This is a genomic window from Clavibacter sepedonicus, assembly GCF_000069225.1.
GTDB lineage: Bacteria > Actinomycetota > Actinomycetes > Actinomycetales > Microbacteriaceae > Clavibacter > Clavibacter sepedonicus.
Genome location: NC_010407.1, coordinates 2,813,784 through 2,837,943 on the forward strand (window position 1 = coordinate 2,813,784; position 24,160 = coordinate 2,837,943).

At 72.8% G+C, this 24,160-nt stretch carries 26 protein-coding genes; 12 read left to right on the forward strand and 14 right to left on the reverse strand.

What is annotated here, in order from left to right; translation table 11 throughout:
• The first annotated feature begins 44 nt into the window (after positions 1-44).
• The 4 genes from CMS_RS18290 to CMS_RS13150 all read left to right on the forward strand — a co-directional run bounded on the left by CMS_RS18290 (position 45) and on the right by CMS_RS13150 (position 3,485).
• On the forward strand, positions 45-566 hold the full coding sequence (locus tag CMS_RS18290; RefSeq protein ID WP_306295595.1) for a glycoside hydrolase family 26 protein: 522 nt from the start codon (positions 45-47) through the stop codon (positions 564-566).
• A gap of 109 nt (positions 567-675) precedes the next feature.
• Complete coding sequence (locus tag CMS_RS18295) at positions 676-1,524, forward strand: hypothetical protein (RefSeq protein ID WP_306295603.1); 849 nt, start codon at positions 676-678, stop codon at positions 1,522-1,524.
• Positions 1,455-2,039, forward strand: a complete 585-nt coding sequence (locus CMS_RS18300) for a glycoside hydrolase family 26 protein (RefSeq protein WP_322090777.1) — start codon at positions 1,455-1,457, stop codon at positions 2,037-2,039. The genes CMS_RS18295 and CMS_RS18300 overlap by 70 nt, the downstream gene beginning before the upstream one ends.
• A 126-nt stretch (positions 2,040-2,165) precedes the next feature.
• On the forward strand, positions 2,166-3,485 hold the full coding sequence (locus CMS_RS13150; RefSeq protein ID WP_012299914.1) for an alpha/beta hydrolase: 1,320 nt from the start codon (positions 2,166-2,168) through the stop codon (positions 3,483-3,485).
• Between the two features lie 40 nt (positions 3,486-3,525).
• On the opposite strand, the gene CMS_RS13155 is transcribed toward CMS_RS13150, so the two are convergent.
• Positions 3,526-4,662, reverse strand: coding sequence for a glycosyltransferase family 9 protein (locus CMS_RS13155; protein ID WP_012299915.1), 1,137 nt, complete (start codon positions 4,660-4,662; stop codon positions 3,526-3,528).
• 76 nt (positions 4,663-4,738) lie between these two features.
• Entirely contained in the window at positions 4,739-5,797 is a 1,059-nt protein-coding gene (locus CMS_RS13160) for a LacI family DNA-binding transcriptional regulator (protein ID WP_223842660.1), read from the reverse strand.
• An 88-nt stretch (positions 5,798-5,885) separates the two neighbouring features.
• Between CMS_RS13160 and CMS_RS13165 the strand changes: the two genes are divergently transcribed.
• The 4 genes from CMS_RS13165 (at position 5,886) to CMS_RS13180 (ending at position 11,080) form a co-directional block, all read left to right on the forward strand.
• Entirely contained in the window at positions 5,886-6,827 is a 942-nt protein-coding gene (locus tag CMS_RS13165) for a carbohydrate ABC transporter permease (RefSeq protein WP_012299917.1), read from the forward strand.
• A gap of 2 nt (positions 6,828-6,829) precedes the next feature.
• Complete coding sequence (locus CMS_RS13170; RefSeq protein WP_012299918.1) at positions 6,830-7,780, forward strand: carbohydrate ABC transporter permease; 951 nt, start codon at positions 6,830-6,832, stop codon at positions 7,778-7,780.
• 67 nt (positions 7,781-7,847) lie between these two features.
• Complete coding sequence (locus CMS_RS13175; protein WP_041464707.1) at positions 7,848-9,200, forward strand: ABC transporter substrate-binding protein; 1,353 nt, start codon at positions 7,848-7,850, stop codon at positions 9,198-9,200.
• An 83-nt stretch (positions 9,201-9,283) separates the two neighbouring features.
• On the forward strand, positions 9,284-11,080 hold the full coding sequence (locus CMS_RS13180; RefSeq protein ID WP_041464708.1) for a glycoside hydrolase family 35 protein: 1,797 nt from the start codon (positions 9,284-9,286) through the stop codon (positions 11,078-11,080).
• Between the two features lie 54 nt (positions 11,081-11,134).
• On the opposite strand, the gene CMS_RS13185 is transcribed toward CMS_RS13180, so the two are convergent.
• Positions 11,135-12,166 (reverse strand): PDDEXK nuclease domain-containing protein, encoded by a 1,032-nt coding sequence (locus tag CMS_RS13185; protein WP_012299921.1) that lies wholly within the window; start codon positions 12,164-12,166, stop codon positions 11,135-11,137.
• Positions 12,167-12,322: 156 nt separating this feature from the next.
• Between CMS_RS13185 and CMS_RS13190 the strand changes: the two genes are divergently transcribed.
• From CMS_RS13190 to CMS_RS13200, 3 genes are read left to right on the forward strand one after another with little or no spacing between them, the layout of a single operon-like run.
• Positions 12,323-13,813: an aldehyde dehydrogenase family protein gene (locus CMS_RS13190; protein WP_012299922.1), complete on the forward strand. Its 1,491-nt coding sequence runs from the start codon at positions 12,323-12,325 to the stop codon at positions 13,811-13,813.
• Entirely contained in the window at positions 13,810-15,543 is a 1,734-nt protein-coding gene (locus CMS_RS13195; RefSeq protein ID WP_223842661.1) for a PfkB family carbohydrate kinase, read from the forward strand. Before CMS_RS13190 ends, CMS_RS13195 begins: the two co-directional genes overlap by 4 nt.
• A complete protein-coding gene (locus tag CMS_RS13200; protein ID WP_041464709.1) occupies positions 15,468-15,659 on the forward strand; it encodes a DUF2795 domain-containing protein in 192 nt (63 codons plus the stop codon). The genes CMS_RS13195 and CMS_RS13200 overlap by 76 nt, the downstream gene beginning before the upstream one ends.
• Before the next feature lie 124 nt (positions 15,660-15,783).
• On the opposite strand, the gene CMS_RS13205 is transcribed toward CMS_RS13200, so the two are convergent.
• The 3 genes from CMS_RS13205 to CMS_RS13210 form a co-directional block, all read right to left on the reverse strand.
• Positions 15,784-16,029, reverse strand: coding sequence for a hypothetical protein (locus CMS_RS13205; protein ID WP_012299924.1), 246 nt, complete (start codon positions 16,027-16,029; stop codon positions 15,784-15,786).
• A 141-nt stretch (positions 16,030-16,170) separates the two neighbouring features.
• On the reverse strand, positions 16,171-16,311 hold the full coding sequence (locus CMS_RS17495) for a hypothetical protein (RefSeq protein ID WP_012299925.1): 141 nt from the start codon (positions 16,309-16,311) through the stop codon (positions 16,171-16,173).
• 142 nt (positions 16,312-16,453) lie between these two features.
• Positions 16,454-16,627, reverse strand: coding sequence for a hypothetical protein (locus tag CMS_RS13210; protein WP_012299926.1), 174 nt, complete (start codon positions 16,625-16,627; stop codon positions 16,454-16,456).
• Between the two features lie 108 nt (positions 16,628-16,735).
• Between CMS_RS13210 and CMS_RS13215 the strand changes: the two genes are divergently transcribed.
• Positions 16,736-17,284 carry a DUF2087 domain-containing protein gene (locus CMS_RS13215; protein ID WP_106408658.1) on the forward strand — a complete coding sequence of 183 codons (549 nt, stop codon included), beginning with the start codon at positions 16,736-16,738 and terminating at the stop codon, positions 17,282-17,284.
• Here the strand turns inward: CMS_RS13215 and CMS_RS13220 are convergent.
• The 8 genes from CMS_RS13220 to CMS_RS13255 all read right to left on the reverse strand — a co-directional run bounded on the left by CMS_RS13220 (position 17,281) and on the right by CMS_RS13255 (position 24,150).
• The gene (locus tag CMS_RS13220) at positions 17,281-18,303 is read right to left on the reverse strand and encodes a zeta toxin family protein (protein WP_041464710.1); all 1,023 of its coding nucleotides are present in this window, start codon (positions 18,301-18,303) and stop codon (positions 17,281-17,283) included. The genes CMS_RS13215 and CMS_RS13220 overlap by 4 nt on opposite strands.
• Positions 18,304-18,306: 3 nt before the next feature.
• Positions 18,307-18,765, reverse strand: coding sequence for a hypothetical protein (locus CMS_RS13225; RefSeq protein ID WP_012299929.1), 459 nt, complete (start codon positions 18,763-18,765; stop codon positions 18,307-18,309).
• Between the two features lie 19 nt (positions 18,766-18,784).
• Entirely contained in the window at positions 18,785-19,657 is an 873-nt protein-coding gene (locus CMS_RS13230; protein ID WP_012299930.1) for a zeta toxin family protein, read from the reverse strand.
• A gap of 139 nt (positions 19,658-19,796) precedes the next feature.
• Positions 19,797-20,264: a hypothetical protein gene (locus CMS_RS13235; protein ID WP_041465071.1), complete on the reverse strand. Its 468-nt coding sequence runs from the start codon at positions 20,262-20,264 to the stop codon at positions 19,797-19,799.
• A 157-nt stretch (positions 20,265-20,421) separates the two neighbouring features.
• Entirely contained in the window at positions 20,422-20,865 is a 444-nt protein-coding gene (locus CMS_RS13240; RefSeq protein ID WP_049791949.1) for a helix-turn-helix domain-containing protein, read from the reverse strand.
• Positions 20,866-20,966: 101 nt separating this feature from the next.
• Positions 20,967-22,148 (reverse strand): M23 family metallopeptidase, encoded by a 1,182-nt coding sequence (locus CMS_RS13245; protein WP_012299933.1) that lies wholly within the window; start codon positions 22,146-22,148, stop codon positions 20,967-20,969.
• Positions 22,145-22,735, reverse strand: coding sequence for a hypothetical protein (locus CMS_RS13250; protein ID WP_012299934.1), 591 nt, complete (start codon positions 22,733-22,735; stop codon positions 22,145-22,147). Before CMS_RS13250 ends, CMS_RS13245 begins: the two co-directional genes overlap by 4 nt.
• The gene (locus tag CMS_RS13255) at positions 22,735-24,150 is read right to left on the reverse strand and encodes a MinD/ParA family ATP-binding protein (protein ID WP_012299935.1); all 1,416 of its coding nucleotides are present in this window, start codon (positions 24,148-24,150) and stop codon (positions 22,735-22,737) included. The genes CMS_RS13250 and CMS_RS13255 overlap by 1 nt, the downstream gene beginning before the upstream one ends.
• Positions 24,151-24,160 lie beyond the last annotated feature (10 nt).

The following is a 24,160-nucleotide window of genomic DNA, read 5'->3' on the forward strand; positions in this document are numbered from 1 at the left end:
TGGCCGCCTGGGGCGGACCGGTCTCCCTCCGCTACGCGCACGAGATGAACGGCGACTGGTACCCGTGGGCCGACGGGGTCAACGGCAACGCACCCGGCTCCTACGCCGCCGCCTGGAAGCACGTCCACGACGTCGTCGTCGCACAGGGTGCGACCAACGTGCGCTGGGTGTGGACGCCGAACGTGCCGTACACCGGATCCACCGCGCTCGCGGGTCTGTACCCGGGCGCCGCGTACGTCGACATCGTCGGTCTCGACGGCTACAACTGGGGCACCGGCGTCGCCGGATACGCGTGGGTGTCGCCCGCCGATCTCTTCGGCCCCGGCCTCGAGCGCCTCCGGGCCATCGCGCCGGGCAAGCCGATCATCATCGCCGAGACCGCGTCGTCCGAGGTCGGCGGATCCAAGGCCGCCTGGGACACCGACCTCGTCGCGTTCCTGCAGGCCCAGCCCGACGTCGCCGCCTTCGTCTGGTTCGACATGGACAAGGAGGCGGACTGGCGCATCGGCAGCTCCGCATCGTCGGCCACCGCCATCCGCGACGCGCTCGCCGCCCGTCGGGTCTGATCCGCCCCGCCCGCCCGTCGGATCCCGTCGCTCAGCGGACATCCGATGGACGGCGGGCATCGAAGAACATACGCTCGCATGCATCCATCGGGGGAAGGACCCTATCGCCATGCCCACTCGCCGCCGCCTGAAGTGCGCTGTCGTGACCACCGTCGCCCCCGCGGTCGTCGTGACGGCCACCGTCCTCGCGGCTCCTGCCGCCGTCGCCCAGGCCGCTGCAGCCCAGGTCGCCCCGACCGCGTCCGCCGCCATCGTCCTCTCCGTCTCCTCCGGCCCGGTCGGCACGCCCGTGACGGTGACCGGCACCGGCTTCCCCGGGCGCAAGGCCGCGGTCGTCGCCGCGGGATCCGCCGTGAAGCGCATCACGACCACGTCCACCGGGCGCTTCACGACCGCGGTCACGATCCCCCGGACGGCCCTCTCGACCATCCGGATCACCGCGACCGCCGGAACCCGCTCGGCCGCATCGACGTTCACGGTCACGAAGGCGAAGTCGAGCGGATCCGCCCGCGTCGCCGCCCCGGCACCCGCGCCCACGACGCCGGCCCCGGCCGCGACGCCCGCGCCCACGACGACGACCGCACCAGCGCCCGCCGCATCCGCCGCCCCCGCCATCAGCTCCGCCCGCCTGCGCCTCGGCCTCTCCACCCCCGGCGGACCCACCGCGAACGGCGAGCTCGACGCCGCGGCCGCGACCCTCGGCGAGAGCCCGTCCATCGTGATGAGCCACGTCGACTTCACGAACCCGGCCCCATCGCCGGACTCCAGAGCGTCGCCGCGCGCGGGGCCGACAGCCTCGTCACGTGGGAGCCGTGGCAGGGCGGGGCGGGCGTCGACCAGTCCGCGTACACGAACGCGCGCATCATCGCGGGCGACCACGACGCCTACATCCGCTCGTGGGGCGCCGACCTCGCGAAGTACGGCGGGACCGTCTACCTCCGCCTCGGCCACGAGATGAACGGGAACTGGTACCCGTGGTCGGACGGCGTCAACGGCAACGCGCCCGGCTCCTACGTCGCCGCGTGGAAGCACGTGCACGACCTCGTGGTCGCCCAGGGCGCCACCAACGTGAAATGGGTGTGGAGCCCGAACGTGCCGTACCCGGGATCCACCGCCCTCGCCTCCCTCTACCCCGGCGCCGACCAGGTCGACGTCGTCGCCCTCGACGTCTACAACTGGGGCGCCGTCGCCGGCCAGCGCTGGACCTCGCCCGCCGACCTGTTCGGCCCCGGCATCGGGCAGCTCCGCGCCGTCGCGCCCGGGAAGCCGCTCGTCATCGGCGAGGTGGCGTCGAGCGAGACGGGCGGATCCAAGGCCGACTGGAACCGCGACCTCGTCGCGTACCTCCAGGCGCAGCCCGACGTGCTCGGCTTCGTGTGGTTCGACTTCCGTAAGGAGGAGGACTGGCGCATCGACAGCTCCGCCGCATCCGCCGCCTCCCTCCGCGACGCGCTCGCCCTCCGGCGCGGCTGATCCCCTCGCCCCGCTCGCGCACAGCCACCGTGCAGCCCGCGCATGGCCGTCGCGAGGAGAGCACCGCCTACGCTCTGACCTGCGCCCGCCCGACCCGACGGCGTCGCGCGCGATGAGGAGGCGGTGGTGACCCGAGCCCACCGGCGGCGCGAGACCGCGCTGGCCCTCGCCGCCGTGCTCGTCGGCCTCGTGATCCTGCCGGCGCCTCCCGGATCCGGCGTCGAGGGCGGATTCGCGCAGCTCGACCGCTACGCCGCGCTCACCCCGGCGCAGGCCCAGCGGATGATCCATGCGCACCCGGCCCTCGAGCTGCAGGTGATGGACGCGTCGCCCGACCGTGTCGTCTCGTGGTGGGCGTCGAAGGACCGGAAGCACCAGCGGGCGCTGATCCGCAGCTCGCCCGAGCTCGTCGGCAACCTCGACGGCGTCGACTACGCCTCGCGCGACGCGGCCAACCGGCGCCAGCTGCGCGCCGAGCTGCGCACCGAGCGGGAGGCCGTCGCCGCCCACCCGGACGACGCCGACGCCCGGAACCGCCTCACCGCCCTCACCGCGATCCGCGCCGCGCTCCATCCGGAGGCCCGCGCGGGCGGTGGTGCGGACGCCCAGCCGGAGCGGATGCTCGTGTCGCTGACCCACCGGGATCCGCCGCTCGCCGCCATCGCGGTCGGCGACCTCGACACCGCCCGCCAGGTCACCTTCACCGTGCCCGGCATGGGCACCTACACCGACGACATGCAGCTCTGGACCGAGACCGCGCAGAACGTGTACGACGAGCAGGCGGCGGTCGGCGCCCCGGCCGCCCACGCCGTCGTCGCATGGATCGGCTACCGCACGCCGCCGCCCGGCGTCGACGCGACGCTCGGCGACTACGCGGAGCGCGGCGCCCCGCTGCTCGCGAGCGAGATCCAGGGGCTGCACGCGGCCCGGCACGGCGGCGACCTCACGAGCGTCGACGTCATCGCGCACTCGTACGGATCCACCATGGCCGCCGACGCCCTCGCCGCCCGCGACCTCGGCGTCGACTCCTTCGTCATGCTCGGCTCGGCGGGCGTCGAGGACGGCATCGAGGACGCCCGGCAGCTGCACGCCCGGCACGTCTACGCGGGCGAGGCGGCCGACGACGACGAGGCGGTGTGGGGGCGGCTCTCCCGCCAGGATCCGCGCGCCCCGGCGTTCGGCGCCACCGTCATCTCCGTCGACGGCGATCCCGCGCGCGGCCTCCTGCCCGTCACCACGCACGCGCCGGTCCTGCACTCGCCGTGGAACGACGACCCGGACTCGCGCGCCTGGACGACCATCCGGGATCCGGCCCAGCGCGCCGCCGAGTTCGCCGCGCACGAGGAGACGTACGGCTATCTCGACATGGGCACGGAGTCGCTCCTGAACGCGGCGATCGCGACGACGCCGCACGCGACGCAGCGGCTCGACCCGGCGGCCGGCTGACCCGGCGGCCGGCCCACGCGACCGGCCGGCCCATGCGAGCTCAGGCGTCCACGCGCTCCCCGAGCGACGCCCGCCGCAGCTGATCCACGTCCGCGTGCACGTCGTCGACCCGCACGTCGGCCACGTGGGACGGGTCGTGCGCGCAGCGGTCGGCGGTCCAACCGACCTGGGTCACGTCGACGCCGCAGACCGGGCAGCGCGTGGTCCAGCCGATGTGGATCCGGTGCCGCGTGCGCCCGAACGCCGCCGCGTTCACGACGTTGCCGAACCAGAACACCCCGACCGTGCGCGCGCCGACGGCCTGCGCGAGATGCCGCGGGCCGCTGTCGTTGCCGAGCACGACGTCCGCGTGGGTGAAGAGGCCGGCGAGCTCGCCGAGGGTGAGGGAGTCGGCGAGCGAGGTGATCCGCCCGGCCTGCTCCGCGGAGAGGCCCTCACGGCCGAGCGCCACGATGCGGTCGGCGTCCGCGGCGTCGGTCGCGTCGCCCACCACGACCACCTGCGCGTCATCGGCCGCGGCCCGGCGCGCGACCTCCGCGAACGACTCGACCGGCCAGCGGCGGCGCGGGTCGGTGGCGCCCGGGTGGATCACGACGAGCCCGCCGGGCGCGCCCGTCACGTGCTCGGCGGCCGCGGCCCGCTCGGCGTCGGTCACCTGCACGACCGGCTCCAGGTCGGCGATCGGCGCGCCCGCGAGCCCCGCGACCTCGAGCCCGCGCAGCACCTCGTGCTGGTAGTAGACGTACGGGATCACGCGCTCGAGCCGCTCGGCGTCGTCGGTCGCGGTGCCCACCGTGTGGCGCGCGCCGAGCCGCAGCAGGAACGGGTTGGAGTTGCGTCCGCCGCCGTGCACCTGCACGGCGAGGTCGAAGCGGCGCTCGCGCATCCGGGCGGCGAACGCCTCGACCTCCGCGGGGTCGGGATCCGTGCCCGGCACGTCCCGCACGCCGTGCGCGACCGGCAGCACCTCGATCTCGTCGGGCCCGCCCGGCCGTCCGCCGAGGAGCGCGCGGTGGAGCGGCGTGCCGAGCAGCGTGATCCGCGCGTCCGGGTACGCGGCCCGCAGCGCCGCCATCGCGGGCAGCGCGAAGATCAGGTCGCCGAGCCCGCCGCCGCGGAGCACGGCGATGGAGCGGACGTCGGGGAATGTCTCGTGGAGCGGGGCGACGACGGGCACGGGCGGCCTCCAGATCGGGCGGGCGGGTCCCCCATCCCGTTCCCCGCGGCGGGCGCATCGAAACGGCGCCGGCGGATCAGCGCGCGTCGCCCCGCGGCGCCGCCGCGCTCTGGCGCACCACGAGCCGCGTCGGCACCATGCGGTCGCCCGACGGCTCGCGGCCGTCGAGCATCTCGAGCAGCACCTGCATCGAGCGGCGGCCGATCTCGGTGAAGTCCTGGTGCACCGTCGTGAGCGGCGGCCAGAACGAGCTCGACTCCTCGGTGTCGTCGAAGCCGACCACGCTCACGTCGCCCGGCACGTCGCGGCCGAGCTCGTGCAGCGCGTGCATGATCCCGAGGGCCATCTGGTCGTTGGCGGCGACGATGCCGGTGATGTCGGCGCGCTGCCCGAGCTCCCGGCCGATGCGGTAGCCGGATGCGGTGGTCCAGTCGCCCTGGGCGGGGTCCTCGGGCTCGAGCCCCGCGTCGAGCATGGTCGCGCGCCACTCGGCCGCCCGCCGGGCCGCCGAGTAGGAGGTCGACGGGCCGGCAACGTGCACGATCGCGGTGTGCCCGAGGTCCAGCAGGTGCTGGGTCACGAGGCGCGTGCCCTGCTCCTGGTCGGTGTCGACGACCACGAACGGGTCGCCCGCATCGGAGTCGATGATCACGACGGGCAGCCCCACGGGGATGATCACGTCGGCCCGGTCGAGCATGTGCGCCTCGATGATGATGACGACGCCGTCGACCGCCTCCTCCTGCAGCCGGCTGAACGCCCCGGCCACCTCGCCCTCGGTCGGATGCGGCACCGGCATCAGCGTGATCGTGTACCCGGCGCCGGACGCGGCCGTGACGATCGCGTCGAGCGTGCGCATGTTCCCGAGGGTCGACAGCGTGAACATGATGATGCCGATGCTGCGGAACCGGCCGGTCTTCAGCGCCCGGGCCGCGCTGTTCGGCCGGTAGCCGAGCTCGGCCATCGCGTCCATCACGCGTTGCCGTGTCGTCGCCTCCACGTTCTGCGCGCCGTTGGACACGCGGGAGACGGTCTGGGCGGACACGTCGGCGTGCGCCGCGACGTCGGCCATCGACACGGTGCGGCCGCCGAGCGTGCGCCGGCCACCCGACTTGACGGCCGACGGTGGAGATGTCATGGTTGCGAGCATCACAGATGTTTGCGCAAACACCCAATCGTGCCCGAGCGGTTGACACCGCGCTCATCCCCCGACGAAGTGGAACCACATGACGACGATGTCGACCTCGGCCACCCGGCCGAAGGTGCCCGATGCGGCCCGCCCGAGCGGTCCCCCGATGCGACGCGACAAGCGACGCTGGACCGGGCTGGGCTTCGTCGCCCCGTTCCTCGTGGTCTTCCTCGTCGTCCTCATCGCGCCCGTCGGCTACTCGATCTACCTCAGCCTGTTCCAGGAGCGGATGATCGGCGGCAACTCGTTCGTCGGCATCGCCAACTACACGCAGGCGCTCAACGACCCGAACTTCTGGGACGCGCTCGGCCGCGTCGCCCTGTTCCTCGTCGTGCAGGTGCCGATCATGCTCTTCATCGCCCTGTTCGCGGCCCTCGCGCTCGACTCGGCCTGCCTGCACTTCACGGCGTTCTTCCGCATCTCGATCTTCCTGCCCTACGCGGTCCCGGCCGTCGTCGCGGCGCTCATGTGGGGCTTCATCTACGGCAACCGCTTCGGCCTCGTCGGCAACGTCGAGCAGGCGACCGGCTGGGACCTGCCCGACCTGCTCTCGCAGAGCTGGATCCTCGCATCGATCGGCAACATCGTCACGTGGGAGTTCGTCGGCTATAACATGCTGCTGTTCTACGCGGCGCTCCGCGTCATCTCGCCGGACCTCTACGAGGCCGCCGAGCTCGACGGCGCCGGCCCGTTCCGCATCATCACCGGCATCAAGCTCCCCGCCATCCGCGGCGCGCTCGTCATCGGCGTGATCTTCTCCATCATCGGCAGCTTCCAGCTCTTCAACGAGCCGAACATCCTGCAGACGCTGGCGCCGAACGCGATCAGCTCGTACTTCACCCCGAACATGTACGCGTACAACCTGTCCTTCGCGGGACAGCAGTTCAACTACTCCGCCGCCATCGCGATCATCATGGGCGTCCTGACGATGGTGGTCGCCTACGTGGTGCAGCTCGTCGGCACCCGGAAGGACAGCTGACCGTGTCGACCCTCACCGGAACCCCCCTCGCCGCGCCCGACGCCGGCACGCCCACTCGCGACGCCCCGGCGGAGCGCACTCCGAAGCGCCGCCGCTCCGCCGGAGCCCCGCGCGAGCGCCGCAGCATCGTGCTGACGCTCGTCATGGCGCTGCTGCTCATCTACTCCGTGCTCCCTCTGTTCTGGCTCCTGGTCAACTCGACCAAGACGCAGGACGCGCTGTTCAGCTCGTTCGGCCTCTGGTTCTCGGGCGACTTCGCGCTGTGGGACAACATCCAGGGCGTGCTGACCTACGGCAACGGCGAGTTCGTCCGCTGGCTCGGCAACACGCGGATCTACGTGGTCGTCGGAGCGGGCGGCGCCACGCTGCTCGCCACCCTCGCGGGCTACGGCCTGGCGAAGTTCGACTTCCCCGGCAAGAAGATCGTGTTCGCGGTGGTGCTCGGCGCCGTCGCGATCCCCGGCACGGCCCTCGCGGTGCCGACCTTCCTGCTCTTCAGCCAGATGGGTCTCACGAACACCCCGTGGGCGATCATCCTGCCGTCGCTCATCAGCCCGTTCGGGCTGTACCTCATCTGGACGTACGCGGTCGACTCGGTGCCCGAGGAGATCCTCGAGGCGGCCCGGATCGACGGGTCGAGCGAGATCCGCACCTTCTTCACGATCAGCCTGCGGCTCCTCAGCCCCGGCCTCATCACGGTGCTGCTGTTCTCGATCGTCGCCACCTGGAACAACTACTTCCTGCCCCTGATCATGCTGAGCGACTCCCGCTGGTACCCCCTCACGGTGGGCCTCAACCAGTGGAACGCGCAGTCCACCACCGTGGGCGGCCAGCCGATCTACAACCTCGTCATCACGGGCTCGTTCCTCGCGATCATCCCGATCGTGATCGCGTTCCTCTTCCTCCAGCGCTACTGGCAGTCCGGCCTCTCGGCCGGCGGCGTCAAGGCGTAGTCCCCCAGCCCCACCTCCGCACCACAGCACCTCCCCTCACCACCACGAAGAAGTGAAAGGCACCACCATGTCCATCTCGTTCCCCCGCCGGGCGAAGCGCGCCATCGCGCTCGGCCTCGGCATCGTCCTCGCGGGCTCGCTCGCCGCGTGCTCCTCCGGATCCGGCGGCGCCAGCGCCGACTCCGCCAGCGCCGACGACCTCGCCAAGGCCCTCGACACGCAGTCCTCCATCACCGTCTGGGGCTGGGCCCCCGCGATCAAGCCGATCGCCGAGGCGTTCGAGAAGGAGCACCCGAAGATCACGGTCGACGTGCAGAACGTCGGCACCGGCGCCGACCAGTACACGAAGCTCCAGAACGCCATCAAGGCGGGCAAGGGCGCTCCCGACGTGGCGCAGATCGAGTACTTCGCGATCCCGCAGTTCGCGCTCGGCAAGTCCCTTGCCGACCTCTCGGGCTACGGCTACACGGACCTGAAGGACCAGTTCACGGCGTCCACCTGGAACGCGGTCACCGAGGGCGACGCCCTCTACGCGCTGCCGCAGGACTCGGGCCCCATGGCGATGTTCTACCGCCAGGACATCTTCGACAAGTACCAGATCGCCGTCCCCACCACGTGGGACGAGTACGTGGCCGCCGCGGAGAAGATGCACGCCGCCGACCCGAACCAGTACATCACCAGCGACTCCGGCGACGCCGGCTTCACCACGAGCATGATCTGGCAGGCCGGCGGCCACCCCTACAAGGTCGACGGCGACAAGGTCACCATCGACATGCAGGACGCGGGCGCCAAGAAGTACACGGCCATGTGGAACAAGCTCGTCGCCAACGGCTCGCTCGCCCAGACCCCCGGCTGGACCGACGAGTGGTTCCGCGGACTCGGCGACGGATCCATCGCCACGCTGATCACCGGCGCCTGGATGCCCGGCAACCTCGAGGCGCAGGCCACCGCGGGCTCCGGCCAGTGGCGCGTCGCCCCCATGCCGCAGTACACCGCGGGTGACACCGCGACCGCGGAGAGCGGCGGATCCTCCATCGCCGTCATGCAGCAGTCCGAGAACAAGCTCGTCGCGGCGGAGTTCGCCAAGTTCACGACCGCCAACGAGGAGGGTCGCAAGATCTCCTTCGACGCCGGCGGATTCCCGTCGACCACGGCGGACCTGAACAGCCCCGAGTTCCTCGCCGACGCCCCCGAGTACTTCGGCGGCCAGAAGATCAACGAGGTGCTCAGCGATGCCTCGAAGAACGTGGTCACCGGATGGCAGTACCTGCCCTTCCAGGTCTACACGAACAGCATCTTCAGCGACTCGGCCTCGGCCGCGTACTCCAACGGCACGTCGCTCGACCCCGTCCTCGAGGCGTGGGGCAAGGCGGCCGCCGAGTACGGCCAGCAGCAGGGCTTCACCGTCGACGTGAAGTAGCACCACCGGATCGACCCGAGGGGAGGTGCGACGTGAGTCGCACCTCCCCTCTCCCATGCCCCGCCCTCACGCAAGGACACGACATGCCCGGCCTCCCCGCATCCAGCGCCCGCTTCCGCATCGGCGCCGACGACTTCGAGCTCGACGGCCGCCCGCACCGCGTCATCGCGGGCGCGCTCCACTACTTCCGCGTGCACCCCGACCAGTGGGCCGACCGGATCCGCAAGGCCCGCCTCATGGGACTCGACACCATAGAGACGTACGTCGCCTGGAACGCGCACTCCCCCGAGCGCGGCACCTTCGACACGAGCGCCGGCCTCGACCTCGGCCGCTTCCTCGACCTCGTGCACGCCGAGGGCATGCACGCGATCGTGCGCCCCGGCCCCTACATCTGCGCGGAGTGGGACGGCGGCGGGCTGCCCGGCTGGCTGTTCGGGGATCCCGCGGTGGGGGTCCGCCGCAGCGAGCCGCTGTACCTCGCGGCGGTCGACGAGTTCCTCCGCCGCGTGTACGAGATCGTCGCGCCGCGGCAGATCGACATGGGCGGGCCCGTGATCCTCGTGCAGATCGAGAACGAGTACGGCGCGTACGGCGACGACGCCGAGTACCTCCGCCACCTCGTCGACCTCACGCGCGAGTCGGGCATCATCGTGCCGCTCACGACCGTCGACCAGCCGACCGACGAGATGCTCTCCCGCGGCAGCCTCGACGAGCTGCACCGCACCGGATCCTTCGGCTCGCGCGCCGCCGAGCGCCTCGAGACCCTGCGCCGCCACCAGAGAACCGGCCCGCTCATGTGCAGCGAGTTCTGGGACGGCTGGTTCGACCACTGGGGCGAGCACCACCACACGACCTCGGCCGCCGACGCCGCCGCCGAGCTGGATGCGCTGCTCGCCGCGGGCGCGTCCGTGAACATCTACATGTTCCACGGCGGCACGAACTTCGGCTTCACGAACGGCGCCAACCACAAGGGCACGTACCAGTCGCACGTCACCTCGTACGACTACGACGCCCCGCTGGACGAGACCGGATCCCCCACGGAGAAGTACTTCGCGTTCCGCGACGTGATCGCGCGCTACCGGTCGGTGCCCGACGAGGTGCCCACGCGCCGCGGCGACGCGCCCGCCTTCAAGGTGGCGTTCGACGCGGCCGTGCCGCTGGCCGACCTGGTCGCGGACGCCGACGCCTGGCGCGCGACCGACGCCGTGCCGTCGATGGATGCGCTCGGCGTCTTCCGCGGGTTCGCGCTGCACCGCGTGGAGCTGCCCGCATCCGACCGCACGCGCGTGCTGGCATTCGGCGAGGTGCGCGACCGCGCCGTCGTGTCGGTGGACGGGGTGCGGGTCGGCGTGATCCAGCGCGACCAGCACGAGACCGCGATCGCGGTGCCGCCCGGCCGGATCCTCGAGGTGCTCGTGGAGGACCAGGGGCGCGTGAACTACGGCGTGCGGATCGGCGAGGCGAAGGGCCTCATCGGACCGGCGACGCTCGACGGCCGAGAGCTCACCGGGTGGGAGAGCCTGCCGCTCGACCTCGGGGCGATGGCGGCGTCGGTGTCCTCGGCGGCGTCCTTCGCCGCGTCCTCCGTCGCGGAGCCGGTCCGCTTCCTCGATGGCCCGGTGCTCGCGCACGCGACCTTCGACGTGGACGCGCCCGCCGACCTCTTCCTCGACACGCGCTCGTGGGGCAAGGGAGTCGCGTTCGTCAACGGGTTCGCGCTCGGCCGCTACTGGACCCGCGGCCCGCAGCACACGCTCTACGTGCCGGGCGCCCAGCTCCGCGCGGGCCGGAACGACCTCGTCGTGTTCGAGACGGGCGCGGCGGCGGATCCGGTCGTGGCGTTCCTGGCGCAGCCGGAGCTGGGGCACCTGGAGTCGTAGGACGGCGGGACGGGCCAGGTGGCCCGTCCCGTCATGGTCGCCACCCCGACGGGGTCACGCCGATCCATCGCCCTCCGCCCAGTCGAGCGCCGCGATGATCCGCTCGGCCGCCGGCAGGGCCTGCTGCTCGGCAGCCGGCATGCTCTCGTACGTGTAGGTCGAGACCGCCATCGGCGCCGACGTCTGGCCGAGCGCGTGCCGCACGGTGTGCGCGTTCCGGCTGCCGCAGATGAGGATCCCGACGGTGGGGCGGTGGAAGTCGCGTCGCATCTTGTCGTCGATGACCGCGACGTAGAAGCCGAGCTGGCCGGCGAAGGCGGGTTCGAAGCTGCCGGTCTTCAGCTCGATGACGACGTAGCGCAGCTGCTCGGTGTGGAAGAAGAGGAGATCGACGAAGAAGTCGTCGCCGTCGACGTCGAGATGGACCTGCCGGCCGAGGAACGCGAAGCCGGCGCCGAGCTCGCGGAGCGTGTCGACGATCCGGTCCATGAGGGCTTGCTCGAGCTCGCGCTCGGAGACCGCGTCGGTGAGGTCGAGGAAGTCGAAGACGTACGGGTCCTTCCCGAGCTCGCGCGCGAGGTCGGAATCGGCGGGCGCGAGCTGCCCGGCGAAGTTGGTCGGCGGAGCCTCGGTCCGCTCGAGGGTGCGGTTCATGATCTGGTTCGCGAGCACGTTCCTCGACCACCCGTGCTCGGCGGCGCGGGCGGCGTACCAGTCGCGTGCGCCGCGGTCGTCGAGCTTCCCGAGGAGGACGGTGACATGCCCCCATGGAAGTCGTCCAACAGCCTGTTGGACTACTTCGGCGCGGTCAGGCCATGCCTCCGCGAAGGCGCGCATGTAGAAGAGGTTCGAGCGCGAGAAGCCCTTCATCGCCGGGAACTCGGCGCGGAGGTCCTCAGCGAGCCGGGCGACGACCGCACTGCCCCAGCCTTCCTCCGCCTGGCGCTCCAAGATGACGTTGCCGATGGACCAGTACAGCTCGATGAGCTGCGTGTTCACGCGACGCTGCGCGGTGAGCTGCGCGGCGCGGACCTGGCGCTTCAGCGCCGCGAGGACGCTGGCGTAGTCGGTCGGCAGCGGCAGCACGTCGGGCGCCGGCTCAGGCTAGCCGCCGTGGCATCGTCGAGGGCCGCGCCGGCGAGGACCGTGTGAGGGACGGGAGAAGTGGGTACGGGCCGGGTGGGCGCGCGAGCGCCCCCGCCCGCGCATCCCCGTGGGCCGGCGACCCGCACGAGGAGACCTGTGACCACGGACACCGCACTCGACATCGACCTGGCTGTCGACCCCGAGGAGCCCGAGGCCGGGCCCGGGACGCTGCGGATCACGGATCCGCGCGACGGGTCGCTCGTGGGCGCGATCGACGCGTCGAGCCCCGAGCAGGTCGACGCCGCCGTGCGCCGGTCGGTGGACGCGGCCGCCGCGTGGGCCGCGACGCCGCCCGCCCAGCGCGGCCAGGCCGTGCGCCGCGCCGCCCACGCGCTCGCCGAGCACGCGGAGGAGCTCGCCGAGCTGAACGTCCGCGAGACCGGCAAGCCCCGCGGCGACGCGCTCGGCGGCGTCGGCGCGGGCGTCGACACGCTGCTGCAGTACTCCGAGCTCGGGCCCATCCACCGCGGGAGGTCCCTCCTCGGCACGCTCCCGAACGTCGACTTCTCGGTGCCGCGGCCGCGCGGCGTCACGGTCGCGCTCACGCCGTGGAACGATCCCGTGGCGGTGGCCGCGGGGATCATCGGCGCGGCGCTCGTGATGGGCAACACCGTGGTCCACAAGCCGAGCGAGCGCTGCCCGCACACCGGCGAGCTGCTCGGCCGGATCCTCGCGGAGGCGCTCCCCGACGGCGCGCTCGTCTCCGTGGTCGGCGGCGGCGACGTCGGCGACCGGCTCGTCGCGCACGAGGACACGTGCGTGGTCGCGCACGTCGGATCCACCGCCGCCGGCGAGGCCATCGCCCGCCGCGCCGCCGGCACCCCCACCCACGTGATCCGCGAGAACGGCGGCAACGACCCGCTCCTCGTCGACGCCGGCATCGACCCGGAGTGGGCCGCCGCGCAGGCCGCCCTCGGCTCCTTCGCCAACGCCGGCCAGATCTGCACCTCGGTCGAGCGGATCTACGTGCACCGCGACATCGCCGACCGCTTCACCGCCGCGCTCGTCGCGGAGGCCGAGCGCTGGAACTCCTCCGGCGACCTCGGCCCGCTGGTGGACGAGCGCATGCGCGACGCCGTGCACGAGCAGGTCGCCGAGGCGCTCACCGATGGCGCCCGCGCGCTCGTCGGCGGGCACGTGCCCGACGGCCCCGGATCCCGCTACCCCGCCACCGTGCTCGTCGACTGCACCGCCGACATGACCGTGATGACCGCCGAGACGTTCGGCCCGGTCGCGGCCGTGCAGGTCGTCGCGGACTTCGACGAGGCGCTCGCCCGCGCATCCGACGACCGGTACGGGCTCGCCGCGAGCGTGCTCACGGGATCGATGGAGCACGCGCAGCGGGCGGCCGCCGAGCTGCCCGTCGGCACGATCAAGGTCAACGGCGTCTTCGGCGGCGCGCCCGGCGGCGCCGCGCAGCCCCGCGGCCGCAGCGGATCCGGCTTCGGCTACGGCCCCGAGCTCCTCGACGAGATGAGCACCACGACCGTCGTGCACCTGGGCCTGCCGGTGCTCGACGCGGGCGCGACGACCGCCGCCGAGGCCGCCTCCGGCTCCGTGAGCACCGACGCGGGCGACGCGCGATGACCAGCGAGCTGCGCGGGATCATCGGCCTCCTCGCCGAGCGCCGCCCGACCATCACCGTCATCGGCGACGTCATCCTCGACGAGTGGTGGCGCGGCCACAGCGACCGCATGACCCGCGAGGCGCCGGCGCCCGTCGTGGACGTGACCGAGCGGATCCAGTCGCTCGGCGGCGCCGCGAACACGGCCGTGAACCTTGCGAGCCTCGGCGGCACCGTGCGCATGGTCGGCCTCGTCGGCCAGGACGCCGCGGGCGACCGCGTGCGCGACCTGCTCCTGGCGGCCGGCGTCGACGTGTCCGGCCTCGTGCACTCGCCGCGCCTGCGCACCACCACCAAGACGCGCATCGTGGGCGACGACCAGGTGATCGTGCGGGTCTACGACGTGCACCGCGGATCCGTCCACCGCGACGACGCGCGCGCCCTCGCCCGCGCCGCCCTCGAGGCCACCGCGGGCGTGGACGCCGAGATCGTCTCCGACTACGGCACCGGCACGCTGCACGGCGTGGTGCTCGAGTCGCTCGCCGCGCGCGCGAGCCGCCCCGGCCTCACGGTCGTGGACGCCCACGATCCCGCCATCTGGGCGCCGCTCCGCCCCGGCCTCATAACGCCGAACGCGGGCGAGGCCGGCCGCCTCGTCGACCGGCCGCTCGCGCGCGATGAGGATCGCGCCGCCGTGATCGCGTCGCTGGCCGACGCCGTGCTGGCCGCCGCCGGATCCGCGACCGCCGTCGTCACCCTCGACCGCGACGGCACCGTCGTGCTCGGCGCGGGTGAGCCGTACCGCACGCGCGCGCACCCGGTGCCCGAGAAGCAGGCGTCGGGCGCGGGCGACACCTTCGTCGCCGCGCTCACGCTCGCGCGCGCGATCGGCCTGCCGCTCACGGTCAGCGCCGACTTCGCGCAGGCCGCGGCCGACGTCGTCGTGCGCCTGCCCGGCACGTCCGTGTGCTCGGCGGCAACCCTCGCCGACCACCTCGGCGAGACCCGCTCGCGCACCGTGTCGCAGGCCGAGCTCGTCGACCTCGTGGCGTCCGAGCGCGCTGCCGGCCGCCGCATCGTCTTCACCAACGGCTGCTTCGACGTGCTCCACCGCGGCCACACCACGTACCTCCGCCAGGCCAAGCGCCTCGGCGACGTGCTCGTGGTGGCGCTCAACAGCGACGACTCCGTGCGGCGGCTGAAGGGATCCGACCGGCCGGTGAACACCGCCGAGGACCGCGCGGGCGTGCTCGCCGAGCTGTCGTGCGTCGACGTGGTCACCGTGTTCGACACCGACACCCCCATCCCGCTGCTCGAGGCGGTGCAGCCCGACGTCTACGCGAAGGGCGGCGACTACACGCCCAGATGCTCGACGAGACCGACGTGGTGCGCGCGTACGGCGGCGAAGTGTCCATCCTCGGGTACGTGCCGTCGCAGTCGACGAGCTCGATGGTCGACCGGATCCGCGCGTCGGCGCCCGACCCCGGCTTCACCCGGCCGCCGGGCACGGCGACGTCGGCACCCAGCGCACCCGCGGCGCCCGCGGCGCCCGCCGATCCTGACGGCTCCCCGTAATCCACCCGGCCGCCCCTGGTCACTGCTCCCCTTCGGGAGTCGACTCGACACGTGGCCGGCACGGACGCCAGCCGCCCTGATCCACCGACGAGAGGACCCACCGTGGCCATCAACCCCATCGAGCTCCAGAAGCACCTCAGCGGCCTCGACTACCCGGCGTCCAAGGACGCGATCGTGAAGAAGGCGGAGGAGTCGGGCGCCGACTCCGACACCCTCGACGCGCTCCAGGGCATCGCCGACAAGGAGTACGACGCCCCCACCGCGATCAACGCGGCGGTCTCCGACGCGAGCTGATCCACCGCACCACGCCGACGGCCCCGGTCCTCCTCGCGAGGACCGGGGCCGTCCGGCTGTCCAGGTGCGCGGGTGCGCGGCTCGGCGGCGCGCGGCTCGGCGACGCGCGGCTCGGCGACCGGCGCTACGCGGTGAGCGCGTGATCCTGCGGGAGCTCCGCGGCGATGGTCGCGAGCGCGTCGTCGACGGAGCCGAACCAGTCGCAGAAGCCGGGCACGGGCCGCATCCGCATGAGCTCGACCCGGTGTTCGTGCTGCTGCACGTAGGCGAGGAGGCGGCTCGCGTCGGACTGGGGGATGCGCGCGTCGCACACCCGCCACTCCGTGCTGCTGAGCGCGACGACCTCGAGGCGTCTGTCGATGTAGCGCATGGTCCCCTCCTCTTCTCCGCACGGGGAAACGCCCCGTGTGCACGAAGGTAGGCGCGACGTCCGACGACGACGACGCCCGCGACATGAACCGTCAGTTGCCGGGACGCGGCGAGTCTCGGGAGGGAGCGCCGGATCCGTCGCTCAGGGCCGGTACTGCTGCGGCTTGTCGAAGCCCATCGGGTCGCCGTTGGACGGGTTCTGGCCGCTGCCGCCGAGACGGACCTTCCCGAGCACGTAGAGGATCCGCATGAGGACGCGGCCGAGGAGGCGGAGGGCTGTCATCTGCCGACGCTACCGGCCGTGCGCGCGGGCCCGCCAGGCGCGGCGGCGGACGGGGGCGCGGCAGGCGGCCGCGATGCCGCCGGACGAGGGACGGCCCCGGCCCTCGCGATGAGGGTCGGGGCCGTCCGTTCGGGATGGGGGACTACTGGCCGAGCTTCTGGTCGGCGACGTCGCCGGCCTTCTCCGCGGCGCCGTCGGACTTGCCGCCGGTCGCGTTGCTCGCGGCGTCCTGGCCCTTGTCGATGGCCCCGTCCGTCGCCTGCTCGCCCTTGTCGCTGTCGATGAGTCCCTCGGCCTTGTCGGTGAGATCCGCCATGTGCGCCTCCTGTCGTATGCGTCGCGCCCCGCTGCTGCGGGGTGCCACTCCAGCCTGCTCCCGTCCGGCGCGCGCGACCGGGCCGTCGGGATGCGGGAGGCTGGATCCGTGGACCAAATCGACCCGCGCCGCCTCGCCGGCGTGCTCGCCGACCCCGAGCTGCGGGCCGCGTACGCCCGCGTCGTGCTCGGATCCGACCTCGACGACGCTCTCGCGCACCTCTCCCCCGCCCGCCGGAAGAAGGCGCGCGCCTCGCTCGTCGGGTCGGGCCTCGTCGCGGTGGACGCCGACGGCACCGCATCCGCGCCCGACAGCGTCTTCCGCGCGATCCTCGCCCAGCAGCCCGCGACGCCGCCCGCCCAGGGCGTCGAGCGCTTCCTCCGCGACGGCCGCATCACCCAGTGGCCGGCCGGCCCCGCCGACCTCGACGACCTGCTGCGGCACGTGGTCGCGGAGGCGCTGGACCCCGACGAGGTGCTCGACGAGAAGACCCTCACGGCGCGCCTCCTCCGCGTCACCGACGACCACGCGCTGCTCCGCCGCCACCTCGTGGACGCGGGGCTGCTGCTGCGGACGCGCTCGGGATCCGAGTACGCGCGGGCGGAAGCGCACGCTGATCCCAGGGACGGCGCCCGCGCGACGGGCGAGCCGACCTAACGCCCGCGGTCGACGCGGGCCGGTCCGGCCCGTCCCGGGGCTGTCCGTCCCGCTCGCGTGATCCCCGGCAGCGGCCTCGCCTGCGGGACCTCCGCCTGCCCGGACCGCGTCGGCACCAGCGGCCCGCCCCGCGTCGCCCGGGACATGTCCGTCTCCAAGGTCGCCGGCGCACGCGGATCCTCCCGCTCCTGCTCCACCGTCTTCCTATACACGCGGTAGCGCGACACCGCCGGCGACTCCTCAGCGACCATCCGCGCATTCGCCTCCGGCCGCGAACCTCCGCCCGGTTCCCCGTACACCCACGCCCCGAACTCGCTCGGCACCCACCGACCGCCCAGCCCCTCGTCCCGCTGAGCCGCCTCGTTGCCCTCGCGCCACCGCTTCTGGATCCGCTCCTCGGACACCTCCCGCGGCACCTCCACGTCCACCACCTGGACGTCGTACCCCGCCCGCTCCAGCTCGCCCATGATCTGCCGCGCCTTCGTGTCGGACGACAGCACCGTGTCGATGACGACATTGCGCCCCTCGGCCACCGCCCGTACGCGCAGCTCGTCCGCCAGGTCGGCGGACTCCGCGTGCACCAGTGACGAGAGCTCCATGGGATGGAACTTCTCTCCCGCTGCCTCGCGCTCACGGACCGCCGACGGCACGATCCAGGAGTCATAGCTCCCATCGGCGACTGCCTCGCGCAGCAGTCGGCTCTTGAACTCGTCAGCATCGATCACGAGGTAGCCCTTCCCGCTACCACCGAGCGCGTTCTCCCGCACCGAGGTCTTGCCGGCCCCCGGCGGTCCGGCCAGGAGGATGGCTCGTCGTCCCGTCCCCGTCGTGGGTACTGCGTCGAGGGCCTCACTTAACAGCCGCTCGTGCAGCCGCGTCCGGGCGGGCATCGCTCCGCCTTTCCCCCACCAGGCCGGATTGTTCACGGTAGCCGTCGGCGCATTCCACGCCAGCGGCCCGTCCTCCTGGGAGAAACTGCGCACCGTCTCCAGGTGCTGGAGCTCGTCGTCAGTGCCCACCTGTCAGCGGCTGGATCCGTCGTGACGCTCGAAGGCGTCCCCGTAGGCCTCGTCGTCGATGAGGCCCGCCGCCGCAGCTCGCGAGACCTCCGCCCATGTCCCCGGCGGGTTCACCACCAGGTCGTCGTAGCCGTCCGGGAGGGCGCGCGGCACGTACGGATACCGCGCCAGCTCATCAACCAACCGCTCCCGATCGATCAGCCCCACCGCGTACCGCTCGCAGATCTCCATCGGCAGCGCACCCGAGAACCCCTCCAGCGGCATGCTCACCTCACGAGCCGCACGCAGCCGGGCGAGATCCTCCGGACGGAACACCCGCAGATCCCGCGCCAACTCCTCCTCGGCACGACCCGCATCGAGCAGCCGCCGCACCTCGCGCAGGTAGTCCAGCTCCGCCAGCCGCAACCGCAGCAGCGCCAGCGCCGCCGGCGCGACCTCCTCGGGAACATCGCGTGCACTCATGAACCGCCCACCTTCCTCGTCATCTCCCACGTCCCGACCGACCCACACCAGTCGCCCTCGCCGCACCCCGCGCCCGCGAGACCGCCGGCAACGACCTCGCCTGCGGCACCGCCGCCGGCCCGGACCGCGTCGGCACCAACGGCCCACCCCGCGACGCCCGCGACATGTCCGTCTCCAAGGTCGCCGGCGCCAGCGGATCCTCCCGCTCCTGCTCCGCCGTCTTCCGATACACGCGGTACCGCGACACCGCCGGCGACTCCTCCGCGACCATCCGCGCGTTCACCTCCGGCCGCGAGCCCCCATCCTGCTGCCCGTACACCCACGCACCGAACTCGCTCGGCACCCACCGGCCGCCGAGGCCCTCGCCCCGCTCCGCCTTCTCGTTCCCCTCCCGCCACCGCTTCCGGATCCGCTCCTCCGACACCTCCCGCGGCACCTCCACATCGATCACCTGGACGTCGTACCCCGCCCGCTCCAGCTCACCCATGATCTGGCGCGCCTTCGTGTCCGCCGACAGCACGGTGTCGATCACCACGTTCTTGCCCGATCGGATCGCCTCTGTCCTCTGCCTGTCGGCGAGGTCAGCTGACTCCGCGTGCACGAGTGAAGAGAGTTCCATCGGGTGGAACCGTTCGCCGGCCGCCTCGCTCTCCCGCACAGCGGCGGGTCGTATCCACGACTCGTAACTGCCATCCGCGACCGCCTCCCGCAGCAGGCGGGTCTTGAACTCGTCGGCGTCGACGACCAGGAAGCTCTTGGACGCATCACCCAACAGGTGTTCGCGGATCGAGGTCTTGCCCGCACCCGGCGGACCCGCCTGCACGATCGCCCGGCGCTCCGATCGCAGCTCGGGGACCTCCTCCACCGAGGCACGCAGCAGCCGCTCGTGCAAGGCCTTGCGGCTACTCGTATAGCCATCTCGCCCATACCAGCGAGGATTCTACTTGGATGAGGTCGGCGCATCCCATGCGACGGGACCGCCCTCGGCCGAGAGCTTCCTCAGCGCATCAAGGCGAGTGGATCCCTCCTCGTCAGACACCGACCTCGTCCTGACCATGGCGACGGTCGAAGACCTCGCTGTAGATGTCGATGTCGATCAAGTCATTGCCGCTGGCTCTCTCCACATCCGCCCACGTCCCCGGCGGGTTGACGACGAGGTCGTCGTACCCGTCCACCTGGTCGCGCGGAACGTACGGGAACCGCACCAGCTCGTCCACCAGCCGCTCGCGATCGAGCATCCCCACCGAATACCGCTCGCAGATCTCGTACGGCGTCACCCCCGAGAAGCCGTCGACCGCTGTCGGAACCTCGCAGGCCGCGGCGATGCGTTCCAGGTCAGCAGGCTGGAACACCGCCAGATCCTCGATCAGCTTCTTCTCGTCGTACCCGGACTCCAGCAGCCGACGGACCTCCCGCAGGTAGTCCAGCTCGACCAACCGCAGCATGCGCAACGCACGCTCCGCCGGGCGTACCTCCACCGGCGCATCGAACAGACCCATCACGACCTCCTCAGCCACATCATGGAAAGACGGACATCCCGCGTGCTCCGCCTCGCGCATCCGCCGACTGCTCCGGAGCGATGCGAGTGCCGGATGCGGGAAGCAGCCAGGCTAGGCCAGCCGCCGACCGCGCGCCCGCCCTGCGGCACATCGCGCGTCAGCTCGCGCGTCGGCCCTTCGGCACGAAGCCGGCCCGCTGGTTGCTCGTCTCGTCGAGGAGCCGCCGGATCGCCGACTTCTCGATCAGCCAGCGGCCGCCGGGGCGCATGGCCGGGATCACGCCGTCGCGCAGCCAGCCGAGGATCGCCGGACGGCTCTTCTGGAACAGCTCCATCAGGTCGCGGTAGGTGAGGTGATCCGGGTAGGCGTCGAGCGGATGCGGGTACGGCTCGTGGGGCGGCACCGGTACGGTGGAGGTCGACTCGAGCCACTCCCGCACCTCGGAGCGGAACGCGATCCACGAGTGCGAGATGCGGTAGCCGGGGATGGTGCCCTTCGCGAACCAGAGGCTCACGGTCGTCTGGCCGATCTGCAGGATCCGCTGCAGGTCCGCCGACCGCAGGGTCGCCGGCAGCGCATCCCAGGTGTCGTCGTCTGCCATGCGCGGAACCTGCTCCGGTCGGGTGGGGCGCGGGATGCTCGGATTTACCCGCCTGAGCAATTATCGCCGCAGGGCCCGCGGGGACCGCAACCCCGCGGGACTCACTCGGACGCATGCTTGCACTCCCCGCCGCACAGCGTCACCCCGAACGCGGCGAAGAACGCCTTCGGATCCACGTAGCCGCTCACCGGCGCCCCCTGCGTCTGCGACTGCGGCAGCCCGCTGACGCGCGGGTCGGTGGATCCGGCGACGTCGATGCGGATGTCGAGGTGGCACCCCGTCGACGGCCCGTTCGAGCCGACCTTCCCGATCTCCTGGCCGGGGGTCACGGTGTCGCCGACGTGGACCTCCATGTCCGGCTCGTACATGTGCAGGTAGCTGTTCGTGTAGCCCGCCGCCGACCGGATCGACACCGTGTAGCGGCCCGCCGTGGTCACGCTGCCGGCCTGCGCGGCGAGCACGGGCGAGCCGCACGAGTAGCCGGTCCGCCCGGAGGACGTCCCCGTCTCGCGCGTCTGGTAGTCGTTCGCCGGGTGCCAGGAGGAGGCGCCCGCGGTCGGGCTCTCGCGCGGCCCGTACCCGGAGGTCTGGTCGAACGGCGCCTTCAGCGGGAGCACGGTGCCGCCGGCGGAGCACCCGCCGGCCGCGGCGGGCGCGGGCGCGGCCGCGGGATCCGGCGTGCCGGACGCGACGGGCGTCGCCGCCGGAGCTGCTGCCGCGGCCCCCGACAGCTGCGCGACCACGTCCTCGGCCGGCTGCTGGTACTGCCGGTAGTGGTACGGGTCCTTGTTGATCTGCACCTCGTGGATCGCGAGCGTCGGCTCGAGCGTCTCCCACCCCTCGACCTTCTGCAGGCGGGCGAGGAACAGCTTCGCGCTCGACGTCGGATCCATGCGCTCCTGCACCGAGCCCCACGACGACTGCTGCTGGAAGAGCCCGATCGAGTCGGCGATGGAGCCGTCCGGGTTCACCGCGTTGTCGCCGTAGTCGATGGCGCGGAGCGACGACTCGCCCATCGCGGCCATGACCCCGAGCACCTGCGCCTGCCGGGACAGGCCGAGCCCGGCGGCGACGTCCATGATCGCGGCGGCGTTGTCGAGCTGGTCCCCGGAGTAGCCGTCGACGGGCGTGCGCGGCCCGGTCGACGAGGACGCGGCGCCCTGCGTCGTGCAGGCGGACGCGTCGTCGCCGCCGAAGCCGAAGAGCACCAGGAAGACGATCATCCCCATCAGCGCCGCGGGCGCGCCGATGAGGATCAGGATCCCCTTGCCCGCCCCGTTCACTTGAAGCGGACGGCCTGGATCTCGTCCGCCAACCACGGAGCCGTGGTCGACGAGCGGATGAGGGCCACGTCGTAGTCACCGTCGTCCGTGGGCACGCGCACGATGAGCGCGTAGGCGGTCGGCGCCGGTATGACCGTGCCGGTGCCCGTGACCGCGTGGGCCGTGAGCCGCGAAGGGATCGTGGGCACGAACGCGACCGCGCCCTGCTGCGACAGGAGCGGCGTCATCTGCCGCTCCCACTCGGCCTCGCTGATCCCGGGCTGCGCGTAGGTGCGCATGACCCGGTCGGCCGCGGCGAGCGCCGCCGTCTGGGACGCCGCGTCCGCCACCGGTTCGGGCTGGGCCCCGGCGTCGTCCTCCGTCTGGCCGGGATCCGCGGGGGCGTCGTCGTCCGCGCCCGGCATCGAGTCGGCCGGGGACGCTGCGGGTGTCGTCACCGGATCCCCCGGCGCGTCGCCGTGCACCGTGACGCTCGCGCAGCCGGCCGCCGTGAGCGCGAGGGCAGCGGCGAGCGCCACGGCTCCCGCGATGCGCGCGACGCGCATGCCCACGGCGACGCGCATCCCGGCGGTGGCCGCGGCGCGCATCAGAGGCCGCGCGCCACGGCGGCGCCCGCGGAGAGCCAGGCCCGCTGCGTCTGCGCGCGGAGGGCGCCGTAGTTGAGGACGTCCGCGCCGAGGGCGGGGTCGTACGGGATGGTCACGACGTCGCGGGCGAGCGATCCGAATCCCCTGGCGATCTTGTCGACCTCGGCCTCGCGCAGGTCGTGCTTGTGGGCGCTGACCACCACGACCGCGCGCTCCGCGAGGTCGGCGAAGTGCCCGCCGCGCTCCGCGAGGCCCTCGATCAGCAGCGCCGCGGACTCGGCCGCCTTCGCCTCGCCGATGGTCGGCACCACGATCTGGTCGGCCCTCTCGATGGCGCGCAGCCACATCGGGTCGGTCTCGTCGTTGCCCGAGTCGATGAGTACGAGCCGGTAGAACTTGGCGGCGACCGCGTGGATGAGATCCACCGTGGTGTCGTCGAAGCGCTGCTGGGTGGCGAGCACCTCGGGCTTCGAGCGGAGCACGTCGTAGCGGTCGCGGGTCTGGTGGTGGACGAAGTGGGCGAGGTCGGCGGACTGCGCGCCCGTGCCGAGGAGCCGGTCGACCTGCGGCAGGAGGTCGAGGATGCTCGCGTCGTGCGGCCCCTGCTCGGTGCTCCAGCCGAGGGTGCCGCGCGTCTGGTTGTTGTCCCAGGCCAGCACGCCCGCGCCGCCGTGCCGCGCGAAGACCGACGACAGGCAGATGGTGGTCATGGTCTTGCCCACGCCGCCCTTGCCGTTGACGACCGCGACCGTGCGGGGGCCGGGCCAGTGCTGGCTGACGAGGCGGGTCCACTCGCGCTCGCGGCGCTCGTCCTCGGACGGCGACATGCGGATCCCGAGCCGCGTGAGGGTGCCGCGCATGCCCTGCGTGGCCGGCTCCTCCACCTCCTCGCGGGTGAGGAAGGACTGGCGGGCGGCGCGGCGGGTGAGCGGCGGATCCGTCGGTGCGGCGGGTGCGGCGGGCGGCGTGATCGCGGCGGGTGCGGCGGTCGCGGTCGCGGCAGGTGCCTGCGCCGGGATGCCGGCGGGCGGCGCGGATCCGGCAGCGGCGGCCGCCGGAACGGGAGCCGGAGCCGCGGCGGCCGGCACCGGCGCGGGCACCGATGCAGGGACCGGCGCCGCGATCGCATCCGCCCGGTCGAGCTCGCTGAGCGCCTCGATGAGCCCGTCGGGAGCGACGGCGAGCGCCTGGGATCCGAAGCGGTCGCGCGTGGTGAGCCGCACCGCCCGCTGCATCTGCAGCGCCGTGCCGCGCACGCTGCGCAGGATCTCGCGGCGGATCTCGTCCTCCGCCGCCTCCGCGAACGGCGTCGCGACGCCGTTGACGATCAGCACCCCGGTGGCCCACCCGTCGGCCGTGGGCGTGATGGTGGCGTCGATGCGGGGGAAGGCGGGCACGGTCGGGGCGTCGGTCATCTGCGGCTCT